Annotated in this window: 18 protein-coding genes; 12 read left to right on the top strand and 6 right to left on the bottom strand. The window is 73.9% G+C overall.

The window, feature by feature from the left end:
- Window positions 1-179 precede the first annotated feature (179 nt).
- Window positions 180-5,210: an FtsK/SpoIIIE domain-containing protein gene (locus tag MF672_RS46890; protein WP_247815793.1), complete on the bottom strand. Its 5,031-nt coding sequence runs from the start codon at window positions 5,208-5,210 to the stop codon at window positions 180-182.
- Between the two features lie 747 nt (window positions 5,211-5,957).
- Here MF672_RS46890 and MF672_RS46885 point away from each other — a divergent pair.
- From MF672_RS46885 to MF672_RS46830, 12 genes are all read left to right on the top strand, one after another.
- Window positions 5,958-6,626 (top strand): hypothetical protein, encoded by a 669-nt coding sequence (locus MF672_RS46885; protein WP_242375636.1) that lies wholly within the window; start codon window positions 5,958-5,960, stop codon window positions 6,624-6,626.
- A 1-nt stretch (window position 6,627) separates the two neighbouring features.
- The gene (locus MF672_RS46880; RefSeq protein WP_242375635.1) at window positions 6,628-7,344 is read left to right on the top strand and encodes a hypothetical protein; all 717 of its coding nucleotides are present in this window, start codon (window positions 6,628-6,630) and stop codon (window positions 7,342-7,344) included.
- Window positions 7,341-8,636, top strand: a complete 1,296-nt coding sequence (locus MF672_RS46875) for a TadA family conjugal transfer-associated ATPase (RefSeq protein WP_242375634.1) — start codon at window positions 7,341-7,343, stop codon at window positions 8,634-8,636. Before MF672_RS46880 ends, MF672_RS46875 begins: the two co-directional genes overlap by 4 nt.
- A 3-nt stretch (window positions 8,637-8,639) precedes the next feature.
- Complete coding sequence (locus MF672_RS46870) at window positions 8,640-9,491, top strand: type II secretion system F family protein (protein WP_242375633.1); 852 nt, start codon at window positions 8,640-8,642, stop codon at window positions 9,489-9,491.
- Window positions 9,484-10,407 carry a type II secretion system F family protein gene (locus MF672_RS46865; RefSeq protein ID WP_242375632.1) on the top strand — a complete coding sequence of 308 codons (924 nt, stop codon included), beginning with the start codon at window positions 9,484-9,486 and terminating at the stop codon, window positions 10,405-10,407. Before MF672_RS46870 ends, MF672_RS46865 begins: the two co-directional genes overlap by 8 nt.
- Window positions 10,404-10,637: a hypothetical protein gene (locus MF672_RS46860; RefSeq protein ID WP_242375631.1), complete on the top strand. Its 234-nt coding sequence runs from the start codon at window positions 10,404-10,406 to the stop codon at window positions 10,635-10,637. Before MF672_RS46865 ends, MF672_RS46860 begins: the two co-directional genes overlap by 4 nt.
- The gene (locus MF672_RS46855; RefSeq protein ID WP_302893410.1) at window positions 10,618-11,106 is read left to right on the top strand and encodes a TadE/TadG family type IV pilus assembly protein; all 489 of its coding nucleotides are present in this window, start codon (window positions 10,618-10,620) and stop codon (window positions 11,104-11,106) included. The genes MF672_RS46860 and MF672_RS46855 overlap by 20 nt, the downstream gene beginning before the upstream one ends.
- The gene (locus MF672_RS46850) at window positions 11,103-11,510 is read left to right on the top strand and encodes a TadE/TadG family type IV pilus assembly protein (RefSeq protein ID WP_242375630.1); all 408 of its coding nucleotides are present in this window, start codon (window positions 11,103-11,105) and stop codon (window positions 11,508-11,510) included. Before MF672_RS46855 ends, MF672_RS46850 begins: the two co-directional genes overlap by 4 nt.
- On the top strand, window positions 11,507-11,908 hold the full coding sequence (locus tag MF672_RS46845) for an Rv3654c family TadE-like protein (RefSeq protein ID WP_242375629.1): 402 nt from the start codon (window positions 11,507-11,509) through the stop codon (window positions 11,906-11,908). The genes MF672_RS46850 and MF672_RS46845 overlap by 4 nt, the downstream gene beginning before the upstream one ends.
- A gap of 69 nt (window positions 11,909-11,977) precedes the next feature.
- A complete protein-coding gene (locus tag MF672_RS46840) occupies window positions 11,978-14,743 on the top strand; it encodes a bacterial transcriptional activator domain-containing protein (RefSeq protein WP_242375628.1) in 2,766 nt (921 codons plus the stop codon).
- Window positions 14,740-15,387 (top strand): hypothetical protein, encoded by a 648-nt coding sequence (locus tag MF672_RS46835; RefSeq protein WP_242375627.1) that lies wholly within the window; start codon window positions 14,740-14,742, stop codon window positions 15,385-15,387. The genes MF672_RS46840 and MF672_RS46835 overlap by 4 nt, the downstream gene beginning before the upstream one ends.
- Window positions 15,384-16,316 (top strand): hypothetical protein, encoded by a 933-nt coding sequence (locus MF672_RS46830; protein WP_242375626.1) that lies wholly within the window; start codon window positions 15,384-15,386, stop codon window positions 16,314-16,316. The genes MF672_RS46835 and MF672_RS46830 overlap by 4 nt, the downstream gene beginning before the upstream one ends.
- 29 nt (window positions 16,317-16,345) lie before the next feature.
- Here MF672_RS46830 and MF672_RS46825 read toward each other — a convergent pair whose 3' ends face one another.
- From MF672_RS46825 to MF672_RS46805, 5 genes are all read right to left on the bottom strand, one after another.
- On the bottom strand, window positions 16,346-16,777 hold the full coding sequence (locus tag MF672_RS46825) for a MarR family winged helix-turn-helix transcriptional regulator (RefSeq protein WP_242375625.1): 432 nt from the start codon (window positions 16,775-16,777) through the stop codon (window positions 16,346-16,348).
- Window positions 16,778-16,843: 66 nt separating this feature from the next.
- Complete coding sequence (locus MF672_RS46820; RefSeq protein WP_242375624.1) at window positions 16,844-17,725, bottom strand: hypothetical protein; 882 nt, start codon at window positions 17,723-17,725, stop codon at window positions 16,844-16,846.
- A 37-nt stretch (window positions 17,726-17,762) separates the two neighbouring features.
- Window positions 17,763-18,269, bottom strand: coding sequence for a methylated-DNA--[protein]-cysteine S-methyltransferase (locus MF672_RS46815; protein ID WP_242375623.1), 507 nt, complete (start codon window positions 18,267-18,269; stop codon window positions 17,763-17,765).
- Window positions 18,266-19,660 (bottom strand): DNA-3-methyladenine glycosylase 2 family protein, encoded by a 1,395-nt coding sequence (locus tag MF672_RS46810; protein WP_302893409.1) that lies wholly within the window; start codon window positions 19,658-19,660, stop codon window positions 18,266-18,268. The genes MF672_RS46815 and MF672_RS46810 overlap by 4 nt, the downstream gene beginning before the upstream one ends.
- An 81-nt stretch (window positions 19,661-19,741) precedes the next feature.
- Entirely contained in the window at window positions 19,742-20,680 is a 939-nt protein-coding gene (locus tag MF672_RS46805; RefSeq protein ID WP_242375622.1) for an NYN domain-containing protein, read from the bottom strand.
- Window positions 20,681-20,703: the final 23 nt, after the last annotated feature.

The raw sequence follows: 20,703 nt of genomic DNA, 5'->3' as shown, positions 1-20,703 counted from the left end.
CCGCGCCCGAGGCCGGGTCCGCGCTTCCGCTGGAGAGACGGCTCCCCCTATTCGGGTGTCGGCCGAGGCGGTGACGCATGGGCGATGCGGCGACCACGACGTGCAGATCAGGGGTCGCGGAGCCGTACGCCCGTTCGGCGCGCTTCGCCGGACGTGGGCGGCCTGTCGTGCGGCGGGAGTCAGGGGAGGTCCGGGAGGGCGGCTTGGACGGGGGTGATGGTGCCGGTGGTCACCAGGAAGCCGCGTCCCGGCGGGCCGCCGACCGTGCCGCGCGGCAGCCGGATGTTGAACAGGTCTCCGTCCGTCTGCCCCTGCACCGCCAGCAACACCCCCGTACGCGACTTGCGGGCCTCGGCCACGAAGCCCCGGTAGGCGACCGCCAGGTCACCGGTCGTGCCGGCGATGAGCAGCCCGTGGTCCCCGTCGCGTCCCGAACGCAGCACCTCCTCCAGCGCCGTCCCCAGCGGCGCGTCCGCGTTGACGAGCTCGGCGTCGTCCACCATGACGACGTAGTCGTGCAGGTCGGCGATGAGTTCGGGCAGATTGTCCGCGTTGCCGTCCAGGACCGCGAGCAACCCGTCCAGCTCGCGCAGCGGGCTGCGCCGCGGCGTGACGGCGATGACCGGCGTCCCCTGCTGGATCAGGGACGTCGCGGCCGTCAGCAGCGCGGACGAGCGCCCGGACCGGGCCGGGCCCGCGATCACCGCCGCCGGCCCATGCGCGAGGAGGTCGAGCCCCAGCGGCGCGAGGGCGTCGCCGCCCGCTCCCACCAGTGCCCACAGCGGTGACGGCGGCGTGAACGTCGGTTCGAGGCCGAGGGTCTCGGCCACGGTGATGCGCATCGGCAACGCGTCCACCCGCAACGGCGGGGGGCCCGGCCAGCGCCAGCCGCCCCTGCCGCCGCCGGACGACATGGCGTGCGCGGGCCCCGGCCGCCCCTGGGCGGGCGAGAACCCGCGGGCGTCCGCCGGACGGCCGGCTCCTGCGCCGGCGCCTCCGCCGGTGCGACCGCCGGAGAGGTGATCGCCCTCGGCGGGCGCGGTGATGGAGCGGGCGAGCGTCTGCAGGGCCGCGACCTGGGCGGGGCCGGACGGATCGGGGGAGAGCAGCGCGATGTGGTGCTCCACGATGCCGTTGTCGTCGAGGGACAGGGCACGCCCCGGCGGTATCGACGACGGCAGCCCCTTGAGCGGGAACCCGGCGAGGCCGTAGTCGGCCGGATCGGAGAGGCGGAGCAGCAACCGGTCGTCGAACACCGTGGACACCTGGCCCAGCAGCCCCGACCGGTCGCTGGTGATCACGGCCCGCAGGCCCACGGCCGGCCCCTCGCGCAGCAGTTGGAGCAGCGCCTCGATGAGCCGCCCGTAGTCGTAGCTCTCGAAGGCCGCCACGAAGCCCTCCCACCGGTCCAGCAGGAACACCAGCCACGGCAGCCGGTGCCCCGCCTGCCGGTACTCGGCCAGGGAGGCGTGCCCGGCCTCGGCCAGGAGCTGCTGGCGGCGGCCGACCTCGGCGCGGAGCCGGACGAGCAGGCGTTCGACCCGGTCGAGCTGGTCGCGGGTGACCACGGCGCCGCAGTGCGGCATCGCCACCAGCGGCAGCAGCGCCCCTGAGCCGCAGTCGATCGCGTGGAGGTGCACGTCGCCGGGGGAGACGTGGGCGGCGATGGAGCCGGCGATGGTGCGCAACGCCGTGGACCTGCCGCTGCGCGCGGCGCCCGCGATGAGCAGGTGGCCGCCGTGCGCCAGGTCGAGGGCGAGCGGCTGCCTGTCCTGCGCCCAGGGGCGGTCGGTGATCCCGAACGGGACCGGCTCCACTTCGCGGAAGCTGTCGTCGTCGCCCGGCCAGGCGGGGCGGCGGTGCTGAGGGCCGGCGCTGCCGGTGGGGAAGGGGCTGGTGCCGTGGGGCGGCGTGCCGTCGTGTTCGGGGTGTGCGGACGGGGGAGCGCCGAAGCCGGAGGGCGGGGTCGGGGCGGGCCTGGACACCGGGGGTGCGCCGGTCACCGCGGACGGGTGCACGTTGGCCTTCACCGGGCGGCCGGAGCTGTCGAACGACGGTTGCCCGGAGCCCTTCACCCGGGCTTGCGTCTGCGCCTGGGCCAGAGGGTCGCGGCGGAAGGGCACCCCCGTCGTGTGCAGGGGATGCGAGCCCCCTGGGACGGGCGGTGGCGGTGGAGACGGCGAGTCCGGGGAGGGCCGGTCCGAAGGCTGGAGGGCAGGGCCGGAGTCGATCGGGGCCGCGTGCAGGGCGCCGGGTTCCGCAGAAGCCGTGGCACCGGGGTCGACCGGGGTTCCGAGGAGTCCGGAGGGGGGCGCGTCCGGAGGCGTGGAGGAATCCCGGTCCAGGGGCGGCAGGGGGGCGAAGGGCGCGTCGCTGCAGGCGTCGGAGGCGTCGGAGGCGTCGTGGTGCGGTGACGAGGCGGTGAGGGCGGGCAGGGGCAGGACGAACAGGGTGGGGAGGGGGTCGAGCCAGGGGCTCGGCTGCGGCGGTACGCCGGTCAGCTCCGCCGCCTCGATGAGGGCGTCGGCCACCAGCGTCAGGTCGGTGACCGTCGACTCCTCCGCCGGCTCCGGCGGCCGGGGCAGCGGCCGCCCGAGAGCGCGCCAGGGCACGTCGACCACCCGCAGGCTCCCCGGCAGCGGCCCGGCCTCCGCGGACGCCCGCGCCGGGCTCCGCCCGCCCACGCGCGCGGTCTGCACGGCGATCGCCGCCCCCACCCCGGACCGCACGTAACACCGGCCCGGCGTGTTCTTGGAGATCTGGGCGGCGTCGGGCAGGTCGATGACGTCGGACGACTCGGCGGGCTCGGTCACCCGCAACGCGATCCGCAGCGACGTGTTGGCCTGGATGTCGGCCGTCACCACCCCGGCCGGGCGCTGCGTGGCCAGGATCAGGTGCACGCCGAGCGAGCGACCCCGGCGGGCGATGTCGACCAGGCCGGCGACGAAGTCGGGCAGCTCGGCCACCAGCGCGGCGAACTCGTCGATGATCAGCACCAGGCGGGGCAGCGGGACCGGCCCCGCGTAGTCGTCGAGGTCCTTCGCCCCCGCCTGGAACAGCAGGCGCTCGCGGCGGCGGAGCTCGGCCGCCAGCGAGTCGAGGGCGCGCTGCGTGAGGTGGCCGTCGAGGTCGCTCACCATGCCGACCGTGTGCGGCAGCCGCACGCACTCCTTGAACGCCGCGCCGCCCTTGTAGTCGATCAGCACGAACGTGAGCTGGTCGGGCCGGTTGGCGACGGCCAGCGCGCAGATCAGCGTCTGCAGCAGCTCCGACTTGCCCGCGCCGGTGGTGCCGGCGATCAGGCCGTGGGGGCCGTCGAGCCGCAGGTCGACCGAGAACGGCCCGTCGGGGCCGACGCCGATGAGCGCCGTGGTGGAGCCGCGGGCGCTCCAGCGGGCGGCCAGCCCGGCGCCGTCCGGGCTCGGCAGGCCCATGAGGTCGAGCAGGCGGACCGCGTCGGGCAGGTTGCCGCCGGGCGCCTCGCGGCTCACGTCGCGGATCGGCGCGAGAGCGCGGGCCAGGCGTTCGCACCAGGCGGGCGAGACGGAGTCGCCCAGCACCGGGCCGATCACGTCGAGGCCGCCGCCGCGCAGGTGGACCAGCCCGCCGGGGCCGCACGCCGCCACCGTCTGGCACTCCTCCGGCAGCAGGCGCTGGTCGTCGTCGATGGCCAGGGTGTAGACGCCCGAGCGCGGCCCCTGGCGCAGCACCTGCGGCATGTTGGGCAGGCCGCGCAGCACCTGGGCGCCGTCGAGGATCACCAGGACGTCGTAGGGGCGCACGTCGTAGGAGGAGAAGGCGGGCTGGTCGGCGCCGGAGCCGCCCAGGTCGTCCCAGCCGGTGGGGATCTTGCCCAGCTCGGGGATCTTGGTGTTCTGGCGCTCGTCGATGAGGGCGGCGAGCTCGGAGACGCGGCGGCCGGCCGACTCGGGGTCGACGCCGATCAGCGTCACGCACTCCTCGCCGCCGCGCGGCGCGCAGTGGGGCAGCCAGCGCAGCCAGCCCCAGCGGCGCTCGGCGTCGGCGTGCGCCGAGATGAGCACGATGGCGAGGTCGCGCGGGCTGTGCAGGGTGGCGGCCTGGGCGACGAGCCAGCTCGCCAGCCCCGCGGCGAACGCGCGCGGCCCGGTGACGCCCGCCACCCCGAGCCGGCGCATCGGCAGCGCCACGGGCACCGACCGGCAGATCGGCGGGTCGAGCGGCCCGCCCTGCTCCTCGGTGAGCCGCAGGTCGGCGGGCAGGTCGGCGAGCCCGACCCGGAGCCGCAGCGCGTCGGAGTCGTGGATGCGGCGCTCCCACAGCCGCCTGCGCGGCCCGGTGGCCGTGAGCAGCACCTGCGCGGGGTCGGGCGCGTCGGCGCGGCGGGCCGCCTCGTCGGCGACCCGGGCCCGCTCGACGGCCTCGTCGAACTCCTGGAGCCGCTCGCGGTGCTCCTTCAGCGCCTTCTTGTGCTGCTTCTTGCCGTGCCGGCGGTCGCTGAGCCACTGGCCGATCATGATGACCGGCGTCATCAGCGCGACGAGCAGGTAGTAGGGCTGCTTGAGCGCGAAGGCGAGGGTGACGCCGAGCACGGCGGGCAGCAGCGCGGCCAGCAGCTGCAGGCGCATGCCCTCGCTCCTGACCGGCTCCTTCGGCCGGACGAACGCGCGCTCGGGCTCGGGCCGCCGCAGCCGGGGCGGCCGGTTGTAGGCGACGCCGCCCTCGCCGAGCGGCGCCAGGTGGGCGTCCTTGGGCTCGACGGCGGTCAGCACGAACACCGACGTGCCGCAGGTGAGCACCGCCTGGTCGGGCCAGGGGACGGGCTCGGTGAGCGGCCGGCCGTCGAGCTGCGGCACCTCGGTGTAGCCTGCGGCGTGCTCGGCCGCCTCGCGCTCGGCGACCCGCGCGGTCAGCTCGGCCACCTCGTCGGCCCACCGCCCCTTGAGCTTGGGCCTCGGGGCCTCCTGCTGCGCCCGCCAGGTGCGCTCCACGGTGATCGCGTCGGGCGTCACGCGTACGGTGACCGCCTCGGGCGCGAGCGCCGGGTCGGCCACGGCGATCGCGCACATGGGGTCGGCGCCGATGACGTGCGCGCCGAGCCCCAGCCGGTGGACGGCGCCCGCCCCCGGCCCGCCCACCACCCGCACCTCGGCCACCCCGCCGGGCTCCTCGATCACCGTGGCCCTGGACAGCCGGGGGTCGAGCGTGACGAGGTCGCCGTCGCGCAGCACGGACGCGGCCCGGCGCGGGGTCGAGCGGCCGCCCGTCGCGCCACATGACCGGCGGCTCCGGCCCGGCCGCGTGCTCGGGCCGGCGCGGCGGAGGCACGTGCGGCCCGCCGCCGGCACCCGAAGGCCCGCCGACGGCACCCGAAGACCCGCCGCCGGCACTCGAAGGCCCGCCGCCGTGGCTCGAAAGCCCGCCGCCGGCGCCCGCAGGCCCGCCGCCGTGGCGCCCGGGGGCGCCGCCCGCGTCAGGGGCCAGGCCGTAGGGGGCGCGCGCCCTGGGCAGGCGGACGACCTGCGCCAGGGGCCCGTGCCCGTCGAGCGCCGCGCAGACCCGGCCCACGGTGGCGTCGTCGTCGCCGTCGATCACGACGTCACGGCCGCCCTGCCCGCCGAGCACGGTGAGCATGATCCGCATCGTTGGGTCTCCTCGCTCGACGACGGAGGGCATGATCCGGGCGCCAAGGTAGCGCCCGCAGCGAGGCTAGACCCGCTGGTTGACACGGATGGCATGAGAACGCGGTTCTGTGGATAAACGCGCGGGAAGGGTGTGACTTATGTGACGCAAGAGGCCGACTTAGCGGAGTAAATGCCGTTCCGTCAACTCGGTAGCGACAATAGGCATCGCTTATTCCTCATTGACATCCCGCCACCTGCGAAACGAGCATTGGTCCTCGCATTCCGCCCCCGCCACCCCGGCATGCCCCACATAATGGCGTGGATTCCGCAATTCACTTTGGGAGCCCCCCACCCATGAGGACCAGTGAAAAGCCTGCCGTCAACGCGACGGCCGGGCTGTCCGGCCCGGCCTCGCGCAAGCTCCCGGTGCCGCCCAGGGAACGCAAGCCGGCCCTGGCCGCGCTGGCCGTCCTGCTCATCCTCGGCGGCGCGCTGGCCACGACTCTGCTCGTGCTCAACAGCGGCGGCCGGGTGTCCGCCATCAGGGTCACCCAGCAGGTCGGCGCAGGCCAGCGGTTCCCGGCCGCGGCGCTGGAAGAGGTCAAGATCGCGGGCGAGGGCGTCGACTACGTGAGCTGGTCGCAGCGCCAGCAGGTCGCCGACAGCTTCGCGGCGGTCACGATCCTGCCCGGCACGCTGCTGACGAACCGGATGGGCGCCCGCACCAGCACCGAGCTCGGCGAGGGAAAGGCCACCGTCGGATTGGCGCTTAAACCCGGGCAAATGCCAGCGGGCATTCAGCAGGGCGACCGCGTTCAGGTCATTTACGTACCGAGCCGGACGAGCCAGGGCCAAACCCGCGTGCTCGCCCCCGACGCGCTCGTCTTCGCCGCCGGCGACAAGTCCAGGTCGGGAAATTCCGGCCAGCTCACGGTCGTGGTGGATTCCAGCGCCGCACCGGAAATAGTGGGTTTCGCCTCCACCGGCGAGATCGCCGTCGCCGAACTCCCGGGAGCACGCTGACGTGGGACTCATCGTGCTGGCCGCCGACAAGGGCGCGCCGGGCGTGACGACGGCCGCCACGGCGCTGGCCGCGGTGTGGCCGCGGCCGGTGCTGCTGGCCGAGTGCGACCCGGCCGGCGGCGACCTCGCCTACCGCCTGCCCGCCGCCGACGGCGGCGTGCTCAATCCCGGCAAGGGCCTGCTCACGCTGGGCGCCACCGCCCGGCGCGGCCTGGAGCCCGCGCAGATCCACCAGCACACGCAGAAGATCGTCGGCGGCCTCGACGTGCTGGCCGGGCTCACCCACGCCGAGCAGGCCACCGGGCTCACCTGGCTGTGGGGCCCGCTCGGCCGGGCGTTCGCCGCCATCCCCGACGCCGACGTGATCGCCGACTGCGGCCGCCTCGGCGCCCACCCCCAGATCGGCGACCTGCTGGCCGAGGCCGAACAGGTCGTGCTGCTCACCCGCGCCACCCTCGACCACGTCGCCCACCTGCGCGAACGCCTCCAGGTCAGCAAGGCGCACGGCGTCGTCGTGATCGCCGACCCGCGCGCCTACCGCGCCTCCATCGACGACGTGCGCCGCATCGTCGGCCCGTCCGTCCAGTTCGTCTACGGCCTGGCCCACGACCCCAAGGGCGCCGAGCTGCTGCGCGGCCAGTGGGGCGGCCGCCTCGACCGCTCGCTCCTCATCCGCACGGCCCGCGACCTCGCCGCGAGGCTGGTGAGCCACCGATGATCGATCACCTGCTGGTCAAGCGCTTCCGCCAGGAGGTCGGCGACCGCCTGGCCCACCAGCGCCGCCTCGACCAGGCCAACGGCCTGCCCGCGATGACCGGCGAGGACGAGCGCCAGTTCGCCAGGGCGCTCATCTCGCAGGTCCTGGAGGAGCACGCGCGCAGCGAGATCGGCCTCGGCCGCACGCCGCCCACCGCCGAGGAGGAGGAGGCGCTGGCCGCCGGCATCCACGCCGCGCTGTTCGGCGTGGGCCGCCTCCAGCCGCTCCTCGACGACGCCCAGGTCGAGAACATCGACATCAACGGCTGCGACCGCGTCTTCGTCAGCTACGCCGACGGCCAGGAGCTCATGCACGACCCGGTCGCCGAGTCCGACGACGAGCTGATCGAGCTGATCCAGATCCTGGCCGCGTACTCGGGCCTGTCGAGCCGCCCGTTCGACACCGCCAACCCGCAGCTCGACCTGCGCCTGCCCGACGGCTCGCGGCTGAGCGCGGTCATGGACGTCACGGTGCGCCCGGCGGTCTCCATCCGCCGCGCCCGCCTCGGCAAGGTCTTCCTCAGCGACCTCGTGGGCAACGGAACGATAGGCCCCGACCTGGGCCGCTTCCTGAGCGCGGCGGTCGCCGCCCGCAAGAACATCATGATCGCCGGGTCCACCAACGCCGGCAAGACCACGCTCCTCCGGGCCCTGGCCAACGAGATCCCGCCCAGCGAGCGCCTCATCACCGTCGAACGTGCCCTGGAGCTGGGCCTCGACCAGTTCTCCGAGCTGCACCCCAACGTCGTCGCCTTCGAGCAGCGCCTGCCCAACTCCGAGGGCCAGGGCGAGATCACCATGGCCGAACTGGTCCGCCGCTCGCTGCGGATGAACCCCAGCCGCGTCATCGTCGGCGAGGTCCTCGGCGACGAGATCGTCACCATGCTCAACGCGATGACGCAGGGCAACGACGGCTCCCTGTCGACCATCCACGCCAACTCCAGCATGGAGGTCTTCAACCGCATCGCCACGTACGCGCTGCAGGCGAGCGAGCGGCTGCCCATCGACGCCACCCACATGCTCATCGCCGGCGCGATCGACTTCGTGGTCTTCGTCGAGAAGCGCAACGACTACCACCGCGGCGGCAAGCTGCGCCGCTACGTCTCCAGCGTCCGCGAGGTCAACGGCTGCGACGGCCGCGTCCTGTCGAGCGAGGTGTTCGTGCCGGGACCGGACGGCGGCGCGGTGCCGCACGCCCCGGTCTCCTGCCTGGACGAGCTCATGGCGCACGGCTACACCCCGGGAGGCTGGTGACCGATGGGCCTGTCGACGAACCCGTTCGCCCTGCTGGCCGGCGCCCTCGCGGGCGGCGGGCTGTTCCTGCTGATCCTCGCGGTCCACGGCGTGCGCCCCCGCCCGCCGCGGCCGCGCCGCCACCTGGTCAAGACGCTGACCACGCGCGGCGCGATCGCCACCGTGACCGGCTCGCTGGTCCTGGTCATCACGCAGTGGCCGGTGGCCGCGGTGGGCTCGGTGCTGCTGGTGTTCGCCTGGCGCGGGCTGTCGGGCGGCGCGGCCGAGGAGCGGGCCGCCATGCGCCGCCTCGAAGGGCTCGCCGCCTGGACCGAGTCGCTGCGCGACACCATCGCCGGCGCCGCCGGCCTGGAGCAGGCGATCCCGTCGTCCATCAGGGCCGCCGCGCCGACCCTGCGCCCGCACCTGCGGGCCATGATCGACCGGCTGCACACCAGGATGGCGCTGCCCGAGGCGCTCGCGCTCTTCGCCGACGAGCTCGACGACCCCTCGGCCGACCTGGTGGTGGCCGCGCTCATCCTCAACTCCCGGCTCCGCGGCCCCGGCCTGCGCGACGTGCTCGGCGCGCTCGCCGTCTCCGCCCGCGAGGAGCTGGACATGCGCCGCCGCGTCGAGGCCGAGCGCCGCTCGACCCGCCGCAGCGTGCAGATCGTGGTGGTCACCGCGCTCGGCTTCGCCGCGCTGCTCGTGCTGTTCAACGGCGAGTACGTCGAGGAGTACCGCGGCCCGCTCGGCCAGGCCGTCCTGGCGGTGGTCGCCGGGCTGTTCGGCGCGGGGTTCGCGTGGATGCGGCGGCTGGCCAGGTTCGACAAGCCGACGCGGCTGCTGATGACCGGAAGGGGCGGCGATGGTTGAGGGCGCGCTGGCCGGAGCCGCGCTCGGGCTCGGCCTGTTCGTGCTGGTACGGGCGATCTTCCCGGCCCGTCCCGGCCTGGTGGCGCGGCTGCTCGCGCTGGACGCCGTCCGCGAGGACACCGGCGCGCCCCGCCTCCAGCTGCTGCTGCCCGAGGAGGAGGTCGGCGCGTTCCGCCGCAACCTCGGCGTGCGGATGGCCGCCTTCTACGCCGCCCGCGGCTGGGAGGTCAGGTCGGTCAAGTCGGACCTGGCGCTGGTCGGCCGCTCGTTCGAGGCGTTCCTCGCGACCAAGGTGCTGCTGGCCGCCAGCGGCCTGCTGGCGTTCCCGCTGCTGCTCGGCTGGCTCGTGCTCATGGGGTGGGGCGCCTCGCCGGCGATCCCGTTCTGGGTGGCGGTGCTCGCCGCGATCGTCTTCTTCTTCCTGCCCGACCTGCAGATCCGCAAGGAGGCGGCGGCCAGGAGACGCGACTTCCGGCACGCCGTCGGCGCGTTCCTCGACCTCGTCTCGATGAACCTGGCCGGTGGCCGCGGCGTCCCCGAGGCCCTGATGATGGCGGTCACGGTCAGCGGCGAGCAGCCCAACTGGGCGATGGGCCGCATCCGCGACGCCCTCAGCGGCGCGCGCATCGTCGGCATCACCCCCTGGCAGGCGCTCGGCCAGCTCGGCGAGGAGATCAACGTCGACGAGCTGCGCGACCTGTCCGCGGCGCTCGGCCTGGTGGCCGACGACGGCGCGAAGGTCCGCTCCTCGCTCACGGCCAGGGCCGCCACGCTGCGCCGCCGCGAGCTGGCGGAGATCGAGGGCCGGGCGGGCGAACGCTCGCAGTCGATGCTCGTCGCCCAGCTCCTGCTGTGCGCCGGTTTCGTGATCTTCCTGAGTTATCCCGCCGCGATGAAGATGTTGGGGGTCTCATGAACCATCCCTGGATCGACTATCTCCGCGCGTGCCTCGCGGTGCGCGTCCACCGGGCCAGGACGGCGCCCACGCGAGGCGCCTCCGCCGTCGAGTGGGTGATCATCACCGCCATCATCGCCGGGGTCGCGCTCGGCCTGGCGACCCTGATCAGGACGCTGGTGGAGCAGCAGCAGGGGCAGATCGAGCAGAGCTTCGGCGGTGGCGGCGGCGGTGGCGGCAACGGCGGCTAGGCCGCGCCCGGGCCGCGCCGCCCGAGCAGGTGAGCGCCCGGGCCGCCCGGCCCGGGCCGGTGAGCGCGGCTCGAGCGCGGTCGAGCTGGTGCTGCTCATGCCGGTCGTCCTCGCCGTGGCGCTGCTCATCGTGCAGGTGGCGCTCTGGTTCCACGCCCGGCAGGTCGCCGAGGCGGCCGCCCAGGAAGGAGCCAGGGTGGCCAGGGCGGCGCCGATCGACTCGGGCGCCTGGCAGGACGCCGCCACGGCCAAGGCCACCGAGATCGTCCGCGCGATCGGGCCCAAGCTGCTCGGCGGCGCGAACGCCACGACGTCCGAGAAGGAGCCCGACGAGCGGTTCGTCACCGTGACCGGCAGCGCCGTGCAGGTCATCCCGCTGCTGCCGCCGCTGGCGTTCACCATCAGCGCGACCGCGGGCGGGCCCGTCGAGTGCTTCCGTCCCGACAACGGCGGCGAGGACTGCCAGTGAACGCCGGCGGAGAAGGCGCGGAGCGCGGGTCGATGGCCGTCGAGACGGTCATGCTGGCCCCGGTCTTCCTGCTGTTCCTCATGTTCCTGGCCGGCGCCGGGGTGCTGGTGGAGTCGCAGGGCCGGGTCAACGGCGCGGCCAGGGACGCCGCCAGGGCCGCGTCCGTGCAGCGCACGTTCGACGAGGCCGAGGGCGCCGCCGAGGCCATCGCCACCGGCACGCTGACCGGCCCCTGCGGCTCGCCGCAGGTCTCGCTGGACGGCTCGCGGTGGCAGGAGGGCGGCCGGGTGGAGGCCGTCGTCACCTGCCGGCTCGACCTCGGCTTCCTCGGGTTCGGCGCGACCAAGGAGCTGACCGGCACCGCCGTGGTGCCGCTGGAGCAGTTCAGGAGGGTCGAGCGGTGAGGGAACGCGGGTCGATGTCGGTGTTCACCGTGCTGTTCTCCGTGGTCGCGTTCCTGCTGGCGGGGCTGCTGGTGGACGGCGGCGGGGCGATCAACGCCCGGCTGCGCGCCGCCGACGTGGCCGAGCAGGCCGCGCGGGCCGGCGCCGACCAGATCGACGTCGACCAGCTGCACGCCGACGGCGAGACCCGGCTGCTCGGCGAGGACCAGGTGTGCGCCCGCGCCGACGAGATCGTCGCGGCCCAGGGCGACGACGTGCGCGGCGGCCGGTGCGCGGTCGAGCAGAACCAGGTGACGGTGACCGTGTCGGTGCGCTGGCAGGCGTTCTTCCTCGGCGCGATCGGCTTCCCCGGATCGGACCTGACCGGCGAGGCCACGGCCGCGCCCCAAGCGAGATAGACCGAACGGCTTCACCCAGTGGCAGGCGGAACGCGCGAGGCAGGACGCTGAGGGCGGAAAGGAGAGGCGATGCCGACGCGAGAGCCGACGCGAGAGCCCGCGCGTCCCCACGGGCGTCACACCCCCGCGCGCATCCCGGCCAGGCGCCGCGCCGGTGACGTGCTCGCCGGCCTCGGCGCGCTGGTCCTGCTGGTCGCGCTCGTGGGCGGGGTGCCGTACGCGCTGCTCAGGTTCGGGCCGCGGATCAGTCTCAGCCAGTTCAGCCTGGAGACGTTCACCGGTCAGCTCGGCCCCTCCACGATCACGGCGCTGCTGGGCGTGCTGGTGTGGCTGGCCTGGTTCCAGCTCTTCGTGTGCGTGCTCGTCGAGGTGTACGCCGGCGTCCGCAGGATCGGCATGCCCGCCCGCGTGCCGCTGTCCGGCGGCACCCAGGCCATCGCCAACAAGCTCGTCGGGGCCGTGCTGCTGCTGTTCACGACCGGCGCCATGGTCGCGCCGATCGCGAAGCTCGCGCCGCAGCCGGCCGCGCCGCCGGTGACCGCGGTCGCCTACTCGGCGCCGATCGTCGAGAAGACGACGCTCGACACCCACAAGACCAAGAAGGTGTACGTGGTGCAGCCGCCGCACGGGCGCCACCACGAGAGCCTGTGGGAGATCGCGGAGAAGTGCCTCGGCGACGGCCGCCGCTACCACGAGATCTACCGGCTCAACCAGGCCAAGGAGCAGCCGGACGGCTCCCGGCTGCGCATGGCCGACCTCATCAGGCCCGGCTGGGTGCTCGACATGCCGGACGACGCCCGGCACGCGCACATCGTCCCGGTGGACCAGCCGCGCGAGCAGACGTTGCGCGAGCACCCGGGCCGGGCGCACGTCCCCGCGGACCGGCACGCCGAGCAGCGGACCGAACCCGAGCGGACCGAACCCAAGAAGGACACCGAGCACCGGGGCGGCGCCAAGCACCGGCTGCCCGAGCAGGAACAGCGCCAGGAACAGCGCCAGGAGCAGGGCCGCGACGCCGGGCCGCGCCGCGAGCAGCCCGTGCTGCGCGAGGCCCCGTCCGGCGAGCTGGTCGAATACCTCGCCTCGGCCTCGCTGGCCGCCGCCGGGCTGCTGTTCGTGCTCGCCCGCCGCCGCCGTGAGCAGCTCTGGAACCGGGTGCTCGGCCGCCGCATCGCCCGCCCGCACGGCGACGCCGCCGAGGCCGAGGTCGCGTTGCGGCTGGGCGGCGACGCGCCGGGGGCCCGCATCCTCGACATCGGCCTGCGGCTGCTCGGCGCCGAGCTGGCGGCCCAGAACCGCACCCCGCCCACCGTGTACGCGGCCCACCTGTCCCCCCGGACGCTCGACCTGTGGGTGCACCCGCCCGACCCCGACCCGCCCGCGCCGTGGACCGCGCAGGACGGCGGCCAGGTGTGGCGGCTGCCCGCCCACGAGGGCCGGCTGCTGGAGGACCAGCCGGGCGGCGCGCCGTACCCAGGGCTGGTGTCGATCGGCACCAACGCGGGCGGCCGGGTGCTCGTGGACCTGGAGGCCGCGCAGGGGCTGATCAACGTACGCGGGCCGCAGACCACGGCCGCGCTCGCCGCCATCGCCGTCGAGCTGGCCACCAACCGGTGGTCCGACCGCATGCGGGTCACGCTCGTCGGGTTCGGCGCGGAGCTGACCGCGATCGCGCCCGACCGGATCAGGGCCGTCGGCGGGCTGGCCGAGGTGCTGCCCGAGCTGGAGGCCGCCGCGGCCCCCCGCAGGGAGGTGCTGACCGGCCGGGTGACCGGCAGCCCGCGCGAGGCCCACTACCTGCTGTCCGCGGTCGCGCCCACGCACGAGGAGGCGCGCCGCCTGGCGCTGCTGGCCCGCCGCGACACCGCCGGGTACGTGGTCGCGGGCGACGTCCCGCACGCCACCTGGACGCTGGAGATCACCGAGGACGGCAAGGCCCGCATCGCCGAGCTGGGCTTCGAGGTGCAGGCGCAGCTCCTGCCGCGCCGCCACTACCGGGCGCTGGTCGAGCTGTTCCGCACCGCGGGCCGCATGGACGGCGAGCCGATCCCCGGCCCCGAGCCGCTGACCGGGCTGCACCCGCCGGCCGTCGAGATCCGCGTGCTCGGCCCCGTCGAGATCCTGGGCGTGCGGCCGCTGGAGGAGGGCCGGATGGCGCTGGCCGCCGAGATGCTGGTCTACCTGGCCACGCATCCGGGCGGCGTGCATCCCGTCGTGCTCGGCGGCGTGTTGTGGCCGCGCGGCGTGCAGTCCATGGTCAGGGACGCCACGATCGCCCGCGTCGCCGAGTGGCTGGGCCCCGCCCACCTGCTCACGGACGAGGCGGGACGGTTGCGGCTCGGGCCGGGCGTGCGGACGGACTGGATGTTGTTCAGGGAGCTCGTGCGCCGCTCGCACGGCGACCCGACGGCCCGGCCGATCCTGCTGGAGAAGGCGCTCGGCCTGGTCCGAGGGCCGCTGCTGACCGGCCGGCCGCCCGGCAGGTACGCCTGGCTGGCGGCCGAGGACCTGGAGTACGACGTCGCGGCCGAGGTGGCCGACGCCGCGCACCAGCTCTGCGAGCTGCGTCTCGCCCAGGGCCAGGCGGACGCCGCGGTGGCGGCCGTCCGCCAGGCGCTGCTGCTCGCGGCCGACGACGAGGGGCTCTGGCGCGACCTGCTGCGGGCCACCCACGCCACGCAGGACAACGTCCGGCTGCGGGCCGTCGTCGAGGGGCTCACCAGGCGGGCCGCCTCGCACCCGTACGGCGGGGGCCTGGCCCCCGAGACCGAGGCGCTGATCGAGGAACTGCTGCCCACGTGGCGCATCCACGTCGTGAGGGAGTCGTCGGCATGAGACGGATGACCGCTCTGATCGGGTTCGCGTTGTTGCTGCCGGCGGCGTGCGGGCAGGCGGAACGGGCGTACACGCCGGGGGAGGCGGCCACCGCGAGCGCCGCCGCCTCCCCGGCCCGGCCGGCGCCCACCGGCACCGCCCCCGCCACCCCCACCACCGCCGCCACCCCCGCGTCTGGCCCGGGGGCCATCGTGATGGGCGGCGGCAAGTTCCAGGTGCGCATCGACTGGCCCGCGAAGCCGGACCCCCTGCTCCGCCTGGTCACCGGTTACCTGGTCGCCACCAGGAAGGCGCTCGTCGCGGGTGACGATCGATACCTGCAGGATCTGGATCTCGAACTCTCGGCCGCTCCGCTGGCGTACGACTGGGTGCACGGCTACCTCGAGAAGGAGCAGACGGTGAGGGGCGTCACCCGGCTGTACAACCTGCGCGTCGCCGCCAAGGTCGGCAACGGCGTCCAGGTCAACGCATGCGTGGACGAGACGGGCGCGCGGGTCGTCTCGGCACGTACCGGGAAGGCCGTCTCGCCCCGGCCCCAATGGGTGCTCGCCCCCTACCTCCAGGCAGTGATCGCGCACCGGGGTGACGACGACGTGTGGCGGATCAGGGACATCCGCTACGACTTGAAAGGGTGCCCAGGATGAACCGACTCCTGTCGATGGCCGTCGCCGGTCTGCTGACGTTCCCCGGCGGGGCGACCCCGCCGCCGTCCGGCCAGACGATCGACGAGGGGCGGACGAAGGGCGTCGTGCTCAGCAACTCGAAGATCGTCATCTCGGGCAGCGGGGCCAGGGGCGGCAAGTCCGACGGTTACGTGCTCAAAAGACCCTGCTGGTACGAGCCCGGCATGGACGCGAGCGACATGCTCAAGTCGCAGGAGTCGCTGCGCGCGTACTTCTTCAGGTTCACCAAGAACGCCACGGAAGAGAAGTTCGAGAAGTTCATCAAGCAGTTCAAGGACAAGATCGGGCAGCCGGGCCGCTGGTGGGGGCCCGCGTACAACGCGGCCGACCCCAAGGGCGAGGCGTGCTTCGCCGATCTCGACCCCTTCGTCTTCGTCCCGCCGAACAACACGCCGCCCGCCGGCATCACCATCCAGGAGCTGGCCGAGATCGCCCGGGCCGCGCTGACCGTGCCCGAGCCCACGGTCCGGCTGAGCCCCGACGCCAAGAGCTACGTCAACCTGCCGACCTGGGTGTGGCTGGAAGGCATCGGCGAGCCGCGCAGGTCGGTGACCGCGACGATCCCCGGCGTCATGAGCGCGACCGTGGTCGCCACGCTGCGGGACGTCAAGATAGATCCCGGCACCACCGCCGACCGGGCCGAGGTGACCGAGAGCGGCTGCGGCACCGCCGGGAAGCCGTACGTGAAGGGCGGCACGTTCGCCTGCGGCGTGCGTTACCTGCGCTCGTCCATCGACCAGCCGCAGGAGAAGTACACGCTGACGGTCACCACCGTGTGGCCGGTCGCCGTCCAGGGGGACGTGGTGCCGTTCCAGTTCGCCCCGGTCGAGGTGGGCACCACCCGGGACGTCCCGGTCGGCGAGATCCAGAGCAACGTCCGGCCCGGGTAGGCCCCGCCCGCCTCAGGTGAGCGGGCCCTTCAGGTGAGGACGGCGGCGAGCGGGGCCAGCTCCGGCTGCTCCGCCGCCTCGGCCAGCACGTCCTTCAGCACCGCGTCGTGCGTCGGGCCCGCCTCGGCCAGCAGCTCGCGCCCGGCCGGGGTGACCTCGGAGTAGATGCCGCGCCGGTCGTCCTCGCACAGGTAGCGCCGCAGCAGACCGCGGTTCTCCAGGCGGGTGACCAGCCGGGTGGTGGCGCTCTGGCTGAGCACGACCGCGCGGGCGAGCTGCTGCATGCGCATGTGCCAGCCGTCCTGCCGGCCCAGCACGTCCAGCACGGTGTACTCGCTCACGCTGAGCCCGTGCTCCTTCTGCAGCGCCCGCTCCAGCCGGTCCTCGATGCGCGCGTGCAGCGCCGCGAGAGTACGCCAGCCCTGGGCACGCGCCTCGACGGCGTCATCGGCGAGGGGCATCTTCCAGTCTCCTTGGCGATAGTGGGCGTGTGCAAACACCACACCCGCCCACTCTATGCCGTCGCCTCAGTCGAAGAGCTCGTCCACGCTCTCGACGGTGACCGCCTTGGCCACCCAGGAGAGCAGGAGGTCACGATCCTCGCAGGCGCGGATGCGCTCCTGCGCCTCCTCCGGCACGGAGAGCCCCCTCGTCCTCAGGACGGTGAGGATCGATTCGGCTTCTCCTTGCGCGATGCCTTGCTCGACGCCTTGCGCGATGCCGTCGTCGATCAACTCGCGGAACAGCTTGCTGCGAGGCTCCTTGAAGGTGCCCATAACCATCATGATCTCCTTGAACGTGGCGACGGCGGACTCGGGTAGCACCGAGAGCACGAGGTCAGAGTAACCCTGCGCCTCCTCCGGCAGGTGCTCTTGTGACTCGTGCAATGTTTGCAGGACCTTAAAGCCCTCCTCCGTGGAGCCGTGCACGATCGCGGACAGGGCGGTGAGCTCGGGCTCGGCGATCGCCTGTTCGAGATCGGTGATCATCGGCACCTGCTGCGGACCGAGGACGATCGGGCGGAGGGTCCATCCCGGATGGCCCATCTCGATGGGCTTCGCGCAGCGCAGGGCTTCCTGCGGATCGGGGCAGAAGACCAGCAGGATGCACGGGCACTTGATGCGGGCCCGCAGGGTGGTCAGGTAGACGGGCCAGGACCAGGTCTTCTCCTCCCGGTGCTGGCGTTGCACTTCCAGGACGACGCCGGAGACCGGCTTGCTGCCGTCCAGGACGACGACCGAGTCCGCCCGGTATTCGGTGGGGACGCAGTTGGTGAAGTCGGTGCTTTCGAGCCGTGCCTGGGTGAAGGACGGCACCGGCACGCCCATCTCGGTGAGCAGAGTGGCCACCAAAGACGGGCGATGCCGGACCAGTTCGATCAGGAACTCGTGTTCCTGGGTGGGGGACATGGCGAACACATTACCGAATGTGCTCGACCTATTACGTTCAGTAGACGTTACGTCCCGATTCGTGGGCGATCAGCCACTCCTTGACCGGTACGCCGTAGTAATACCCGCCGTACCCCCCGCCGCTGGGCAGCACCCGGTGGCACGGCACGAACGGGGCGATGAGGTTCTGGGCGCAGGCCGAGCCGGCGGCGCGGGCGGCGCTCCGCGGCAGGCCGGCGCGTTCGGCCAGCTCCGCGTACGACACGGTGGTGCCCGCCTTCACCTCGCGCAGCGCCGCGTGGAGGCGCCGCCGGGTGGGCGAGCCGGGCTGCTCGACGGGTACGGCGTCCAGCGCGTCGAGGTCGCCCGCCAGGTACGCCCGGGTGGCCTCGGTCGCCGCCCCCAGGTCGTCCACCACGTCCAGCCCCTCCGCCTGCAGCGCGGGCGTGAGCCGGACGAACATCTCGGCGGGCTCGGCGGTGAAGCCGGCCGCCACCAGCACGCCGTCGCGGGCCAGCAGGGCCAGCGGGCCGACGGGGGTCGGGACGAGCTGTGCAGCGATCATGATGAGCTCCAGAGGTGAAGTGCGGCGTAGGCCCGCCAGGGCCGCCACCGTTCGGTTTCGTCGTCGGGGATGCCCAGGGCGGCCATCCGCTTCCTGAGCACGAGGTCGCCCGCGGGCCAGGCGTCCGGGTCGCGCAGCGCCCGCAGCGCGACGTAGCCGGCGGTCCACGGGCCGATGCCGGGCACGTCCAGCAGCGCCGCGACGGCCTCGGCGGGGTCCTGGCCGCCGTCCAGGTCGAGCTGGCCGCCGGCGAGGCGGGCGGCCAGCTCCTTGAGGGTGGCGATGCGGCGGCCGGTGAGGCCGAGCCCGGTGAGGTCGGTCTCCAGCAGGTGCTCGGGCGTGGGGAACAGGCCGCCGGGGGCGGCGGCGCGGGCGACGATGCGGCCGAGCAGCGTACGGGCCCCGGCGACGGACACCTGCTGCCCGACGACCGCCCGCACGGCCAGCTCGAACCCGTCGAACGCCCCCGGCACCCGCAGCCCCGGCCGGGCCGCGACCAGCGGCCCGAGCGAGGTGCGGCCGAGCGCCTCGGAGATCGCGTCCGGGTCGGCGTCCAGGTCGAGCAGCCGGCGGCAGCGGGCGACGACCCGGGCGAGCTGCCGCGTGTCGGTCACCGCCACGTCCAGCGCGACGTGGCCGGGCCGGGGCGTGAGCGTGATCGTCCCGCCGGGGACGGCCCGCTCGTAGGAGTCCCGGTCCGCGCGCTCCAGCCCCGGGATCGCCCGCGCGGCCAGGAACGCGAAGACCGCGTCGGCGTCGAACGGCTCCCGCCGGTGCAGCCGCAGCCGCAGCAGCGCGGGGTCGGAGGCGTCCGGGCGGCGGCCGGCCGTGGCGCGCAGCTCGCTCGGCGTGAAGCCGTACGTCTCCCGCATCGTCGCGTTGAACTGCCGCACGCTGCCGAACCCGGCCGCGAACGCCACGTCGGTGACCGGCAGCCCGGTCTCCGTCAGCAGTTGCTTGGCCAGCAGCAGCCGTTTCGTCCTGGCCACCGCGAGCGGCCCGGCCCCCAGCTCGGCGGTGAACAGCCGGTGCAGGTGCCGCTCGGTGATGTGCAGCCGCCGGGCGAGCCCGGCGACGCCCTGCTCGTCGGCGGCGCCGTCGTCGATCAGCCGCAGCGCGCGGCCGATGAGGTCGCCCCGCAGGTCCCACCCGGGGTCGCCGGGCGAGAGCTCGGGACGGCACCGCTTGCACGGCCGGAACCCGGCCGCCTCCGCCGAGGCCGCGTGCCGGTAGAAGCGCACGTTCCTGGAGGAGGGGGTGCGGGCCGGGCAGATCGGACGGCAGTAGATGCGGGTCGTCGTCACCGCCGTGTAGAAGCGCCCGTCGAACCGGGCGTCCCTGGCGGAGACGGCCCGGTAACAGGAGTCGAAGTCAAGCTCCAGTGGCGACATGCCTTCGACGGTACGCCCTGCCCGCGAGCGGTGACTGGCGGATTTCGGACGTCAGCGTCCCTCCCCCGGACGCGGGCGTCCCTACTTGGACGAGACCCCGACCCCCAGGTCGAACTCCCGGTACACGCGCGCCCAGAACCCGTCACGCAGCCACACCCGCGCCTCCGGGAACGGCCGCAGCGAGTGGCCCAGCTCCTTCTCCGCCTCGATCAGCAGCTCGGTGTCGATGACGGTCGGCAGGATGGGGCCGGGCAGCAGGTCACGGATGTTGTCGCGGCCGCGGGTGAGGATCCACTTCTGCGCCACGTGCTCGCCCACGTCCTCGACGCGCGGCCTGGACGGGCCCAGCTTGGCCACCTGCCCTGGCTTGACGTGCGGCTTGACCGGCGCGCGGCCGGCGAAGACCTGCGCGGGCGACGGCGTGACCGGCGGGGCGACCGCCACGGGCTGCGGGGCGCGGCTGAAAAACGGTCTTAGGAAATCAGCGGAGATCACTTCAACGGTGTCGGACTCCCACACCAGGCGCTCGGCCTGGTTCGTGCCGTACGGGGGCTCGACGCCCCACAGGTGGATGCGCACCCCGTACGCCTGCGCCGCCTCGACGGCCGGGACCATGTCCTCGTCGCCCGCCAGCAGGATGGTGTCGGTGACCGCGTGGTGGCGGGCCAGCGCCTCAAGATCGCTCCTGATCTGCGCGTCCACGCCTTTCTGCTGGCCACGGGCGTTCAGGTTGCCAAGTCGTACCTTGACCCAGGGAAGCTGGGCGATGACTCGCTGGTCGACGGTCGGCACACGGTCGCGGGCGGCGTCATACCAATAGATCCGCAAGAGTTCGCCAGAAATACGTTCCTCTGCATGTTTCTGCAGGCTCTGGATGAGCTCATCTGCGGCCACCCGATATTCCTTGCGTTCCTTCGCACCCAGCAGCACTTCACCAGCCGCCGCGTACAGATAACCGACATCCACCAGGACGGCGTACTTGGCTGCCACAGGATGCGGCATGAGGTCTGGGATGGCCATGTCGTCCTCCAGGCCGCGGTGTT

The sequence above is a fragment of the Actinomadura luzonensis genome (assembly GCF_022664455.2).
GTDB lineage: Bacteria > Actinomycetota > Actinomycetes > Streptosporangiales > Streptosporangiaceae > Nonomuraea > Nonomuraea luzonensis.
Note: the sequence above shows the minus strand (reverse complement) of the source record. Positions and strands in the feature narration are given on the sequence as shown.

Coding starts and splice junctions, on each gene's coding strand:
- MF672_RS46875 (WP_242375634.1), top strand. CDS start 7,341: ATGATCGATCACCTGCTGGTCAAGCGCTTCCGCCAGGAGGTCGGCGAC.
- MF672_RS46820 (WP_242375624.1), bottom strand. CDS start 17,725: ATGTCCCCCACCCAGGAACACGAGTTCCTGATCGAACTGGTCCGGCAT.
- MF672_RS46870 (WP_242375633.1), top strand. CDS start 8,640: ATGGGCCTGTCGACGAACCCGTTCGCCCTGCTGGCCGGCGCCCTCGCG.
- MF672_RS46815 (WP_242375623.1), bottom strand. CDS start 18,269: ATGATCGCTGCACAGCTCGTCCCGACCCCCGTCGGCCCGCTGGCCCTG.
- MF672_RS46865 (WP_242375632.1), top strand. CDS start 9,484: ATGGTTGAGGGCGCGCTGGCCGGAGCCGCGCTCGGGCTCGGCCTGTTC.
- MF672_RS46885 (WP_242375636.1), top strand. CDS start 5,958: ATGAGGACCAGTGAAAAGCCTGCCGTCAACGCGACGGCCGGGCTGTCC.
- MF672_RS46840 (WP_242375628.1), top strand. CDS start 11,978: ATGCCGACGCGAGAGCCGACGCGAGAGCCCGCGCGTCCCCACGGGCGT.
- MF672_RS46830 (WP_242375626.1), top strand. CDS start 15,384: ATGAACCGACTCCTGTCGATGGCCGTCGCCGGTCTGCTGACGTTCCCC.
- MF672_RS46860 (WP_242375631.1), top strand. CDS start 10,404: ATGAACCATCCCTGGATCGACTATCTCCGCGCGTGCCTCGCGGTGCGC.
- MF672_RS46825 (WP_242375625.1), bottom strand. CDS start 16,777: ATGCCCCTCGCCGATGACGCCGTCGAGGCGCGTGCCCAGGGCTGGCGT.
- MF672_RS46805 (WP_242375622.1), bottom strand. CDS start 20,680: ATGGCCATCCCAGACCTCATGCCGCATCCTGTGGCAGCCAAGTACGCC.
- MF672_RS46835 (WP_242375627.1), top strand. CDS start 14,740: ATGAGACGGATGACCGCTCTGATCGGGTTCGCGTTGTTGCTGCCGGCG.
- MF672_RS46810 (WP_302893409.1), bottom strand. CDS start 19,660: ATGTCGCCACTGGAGCTTGACTTCGACTCCTGTTACCGGGCCGTCTCC.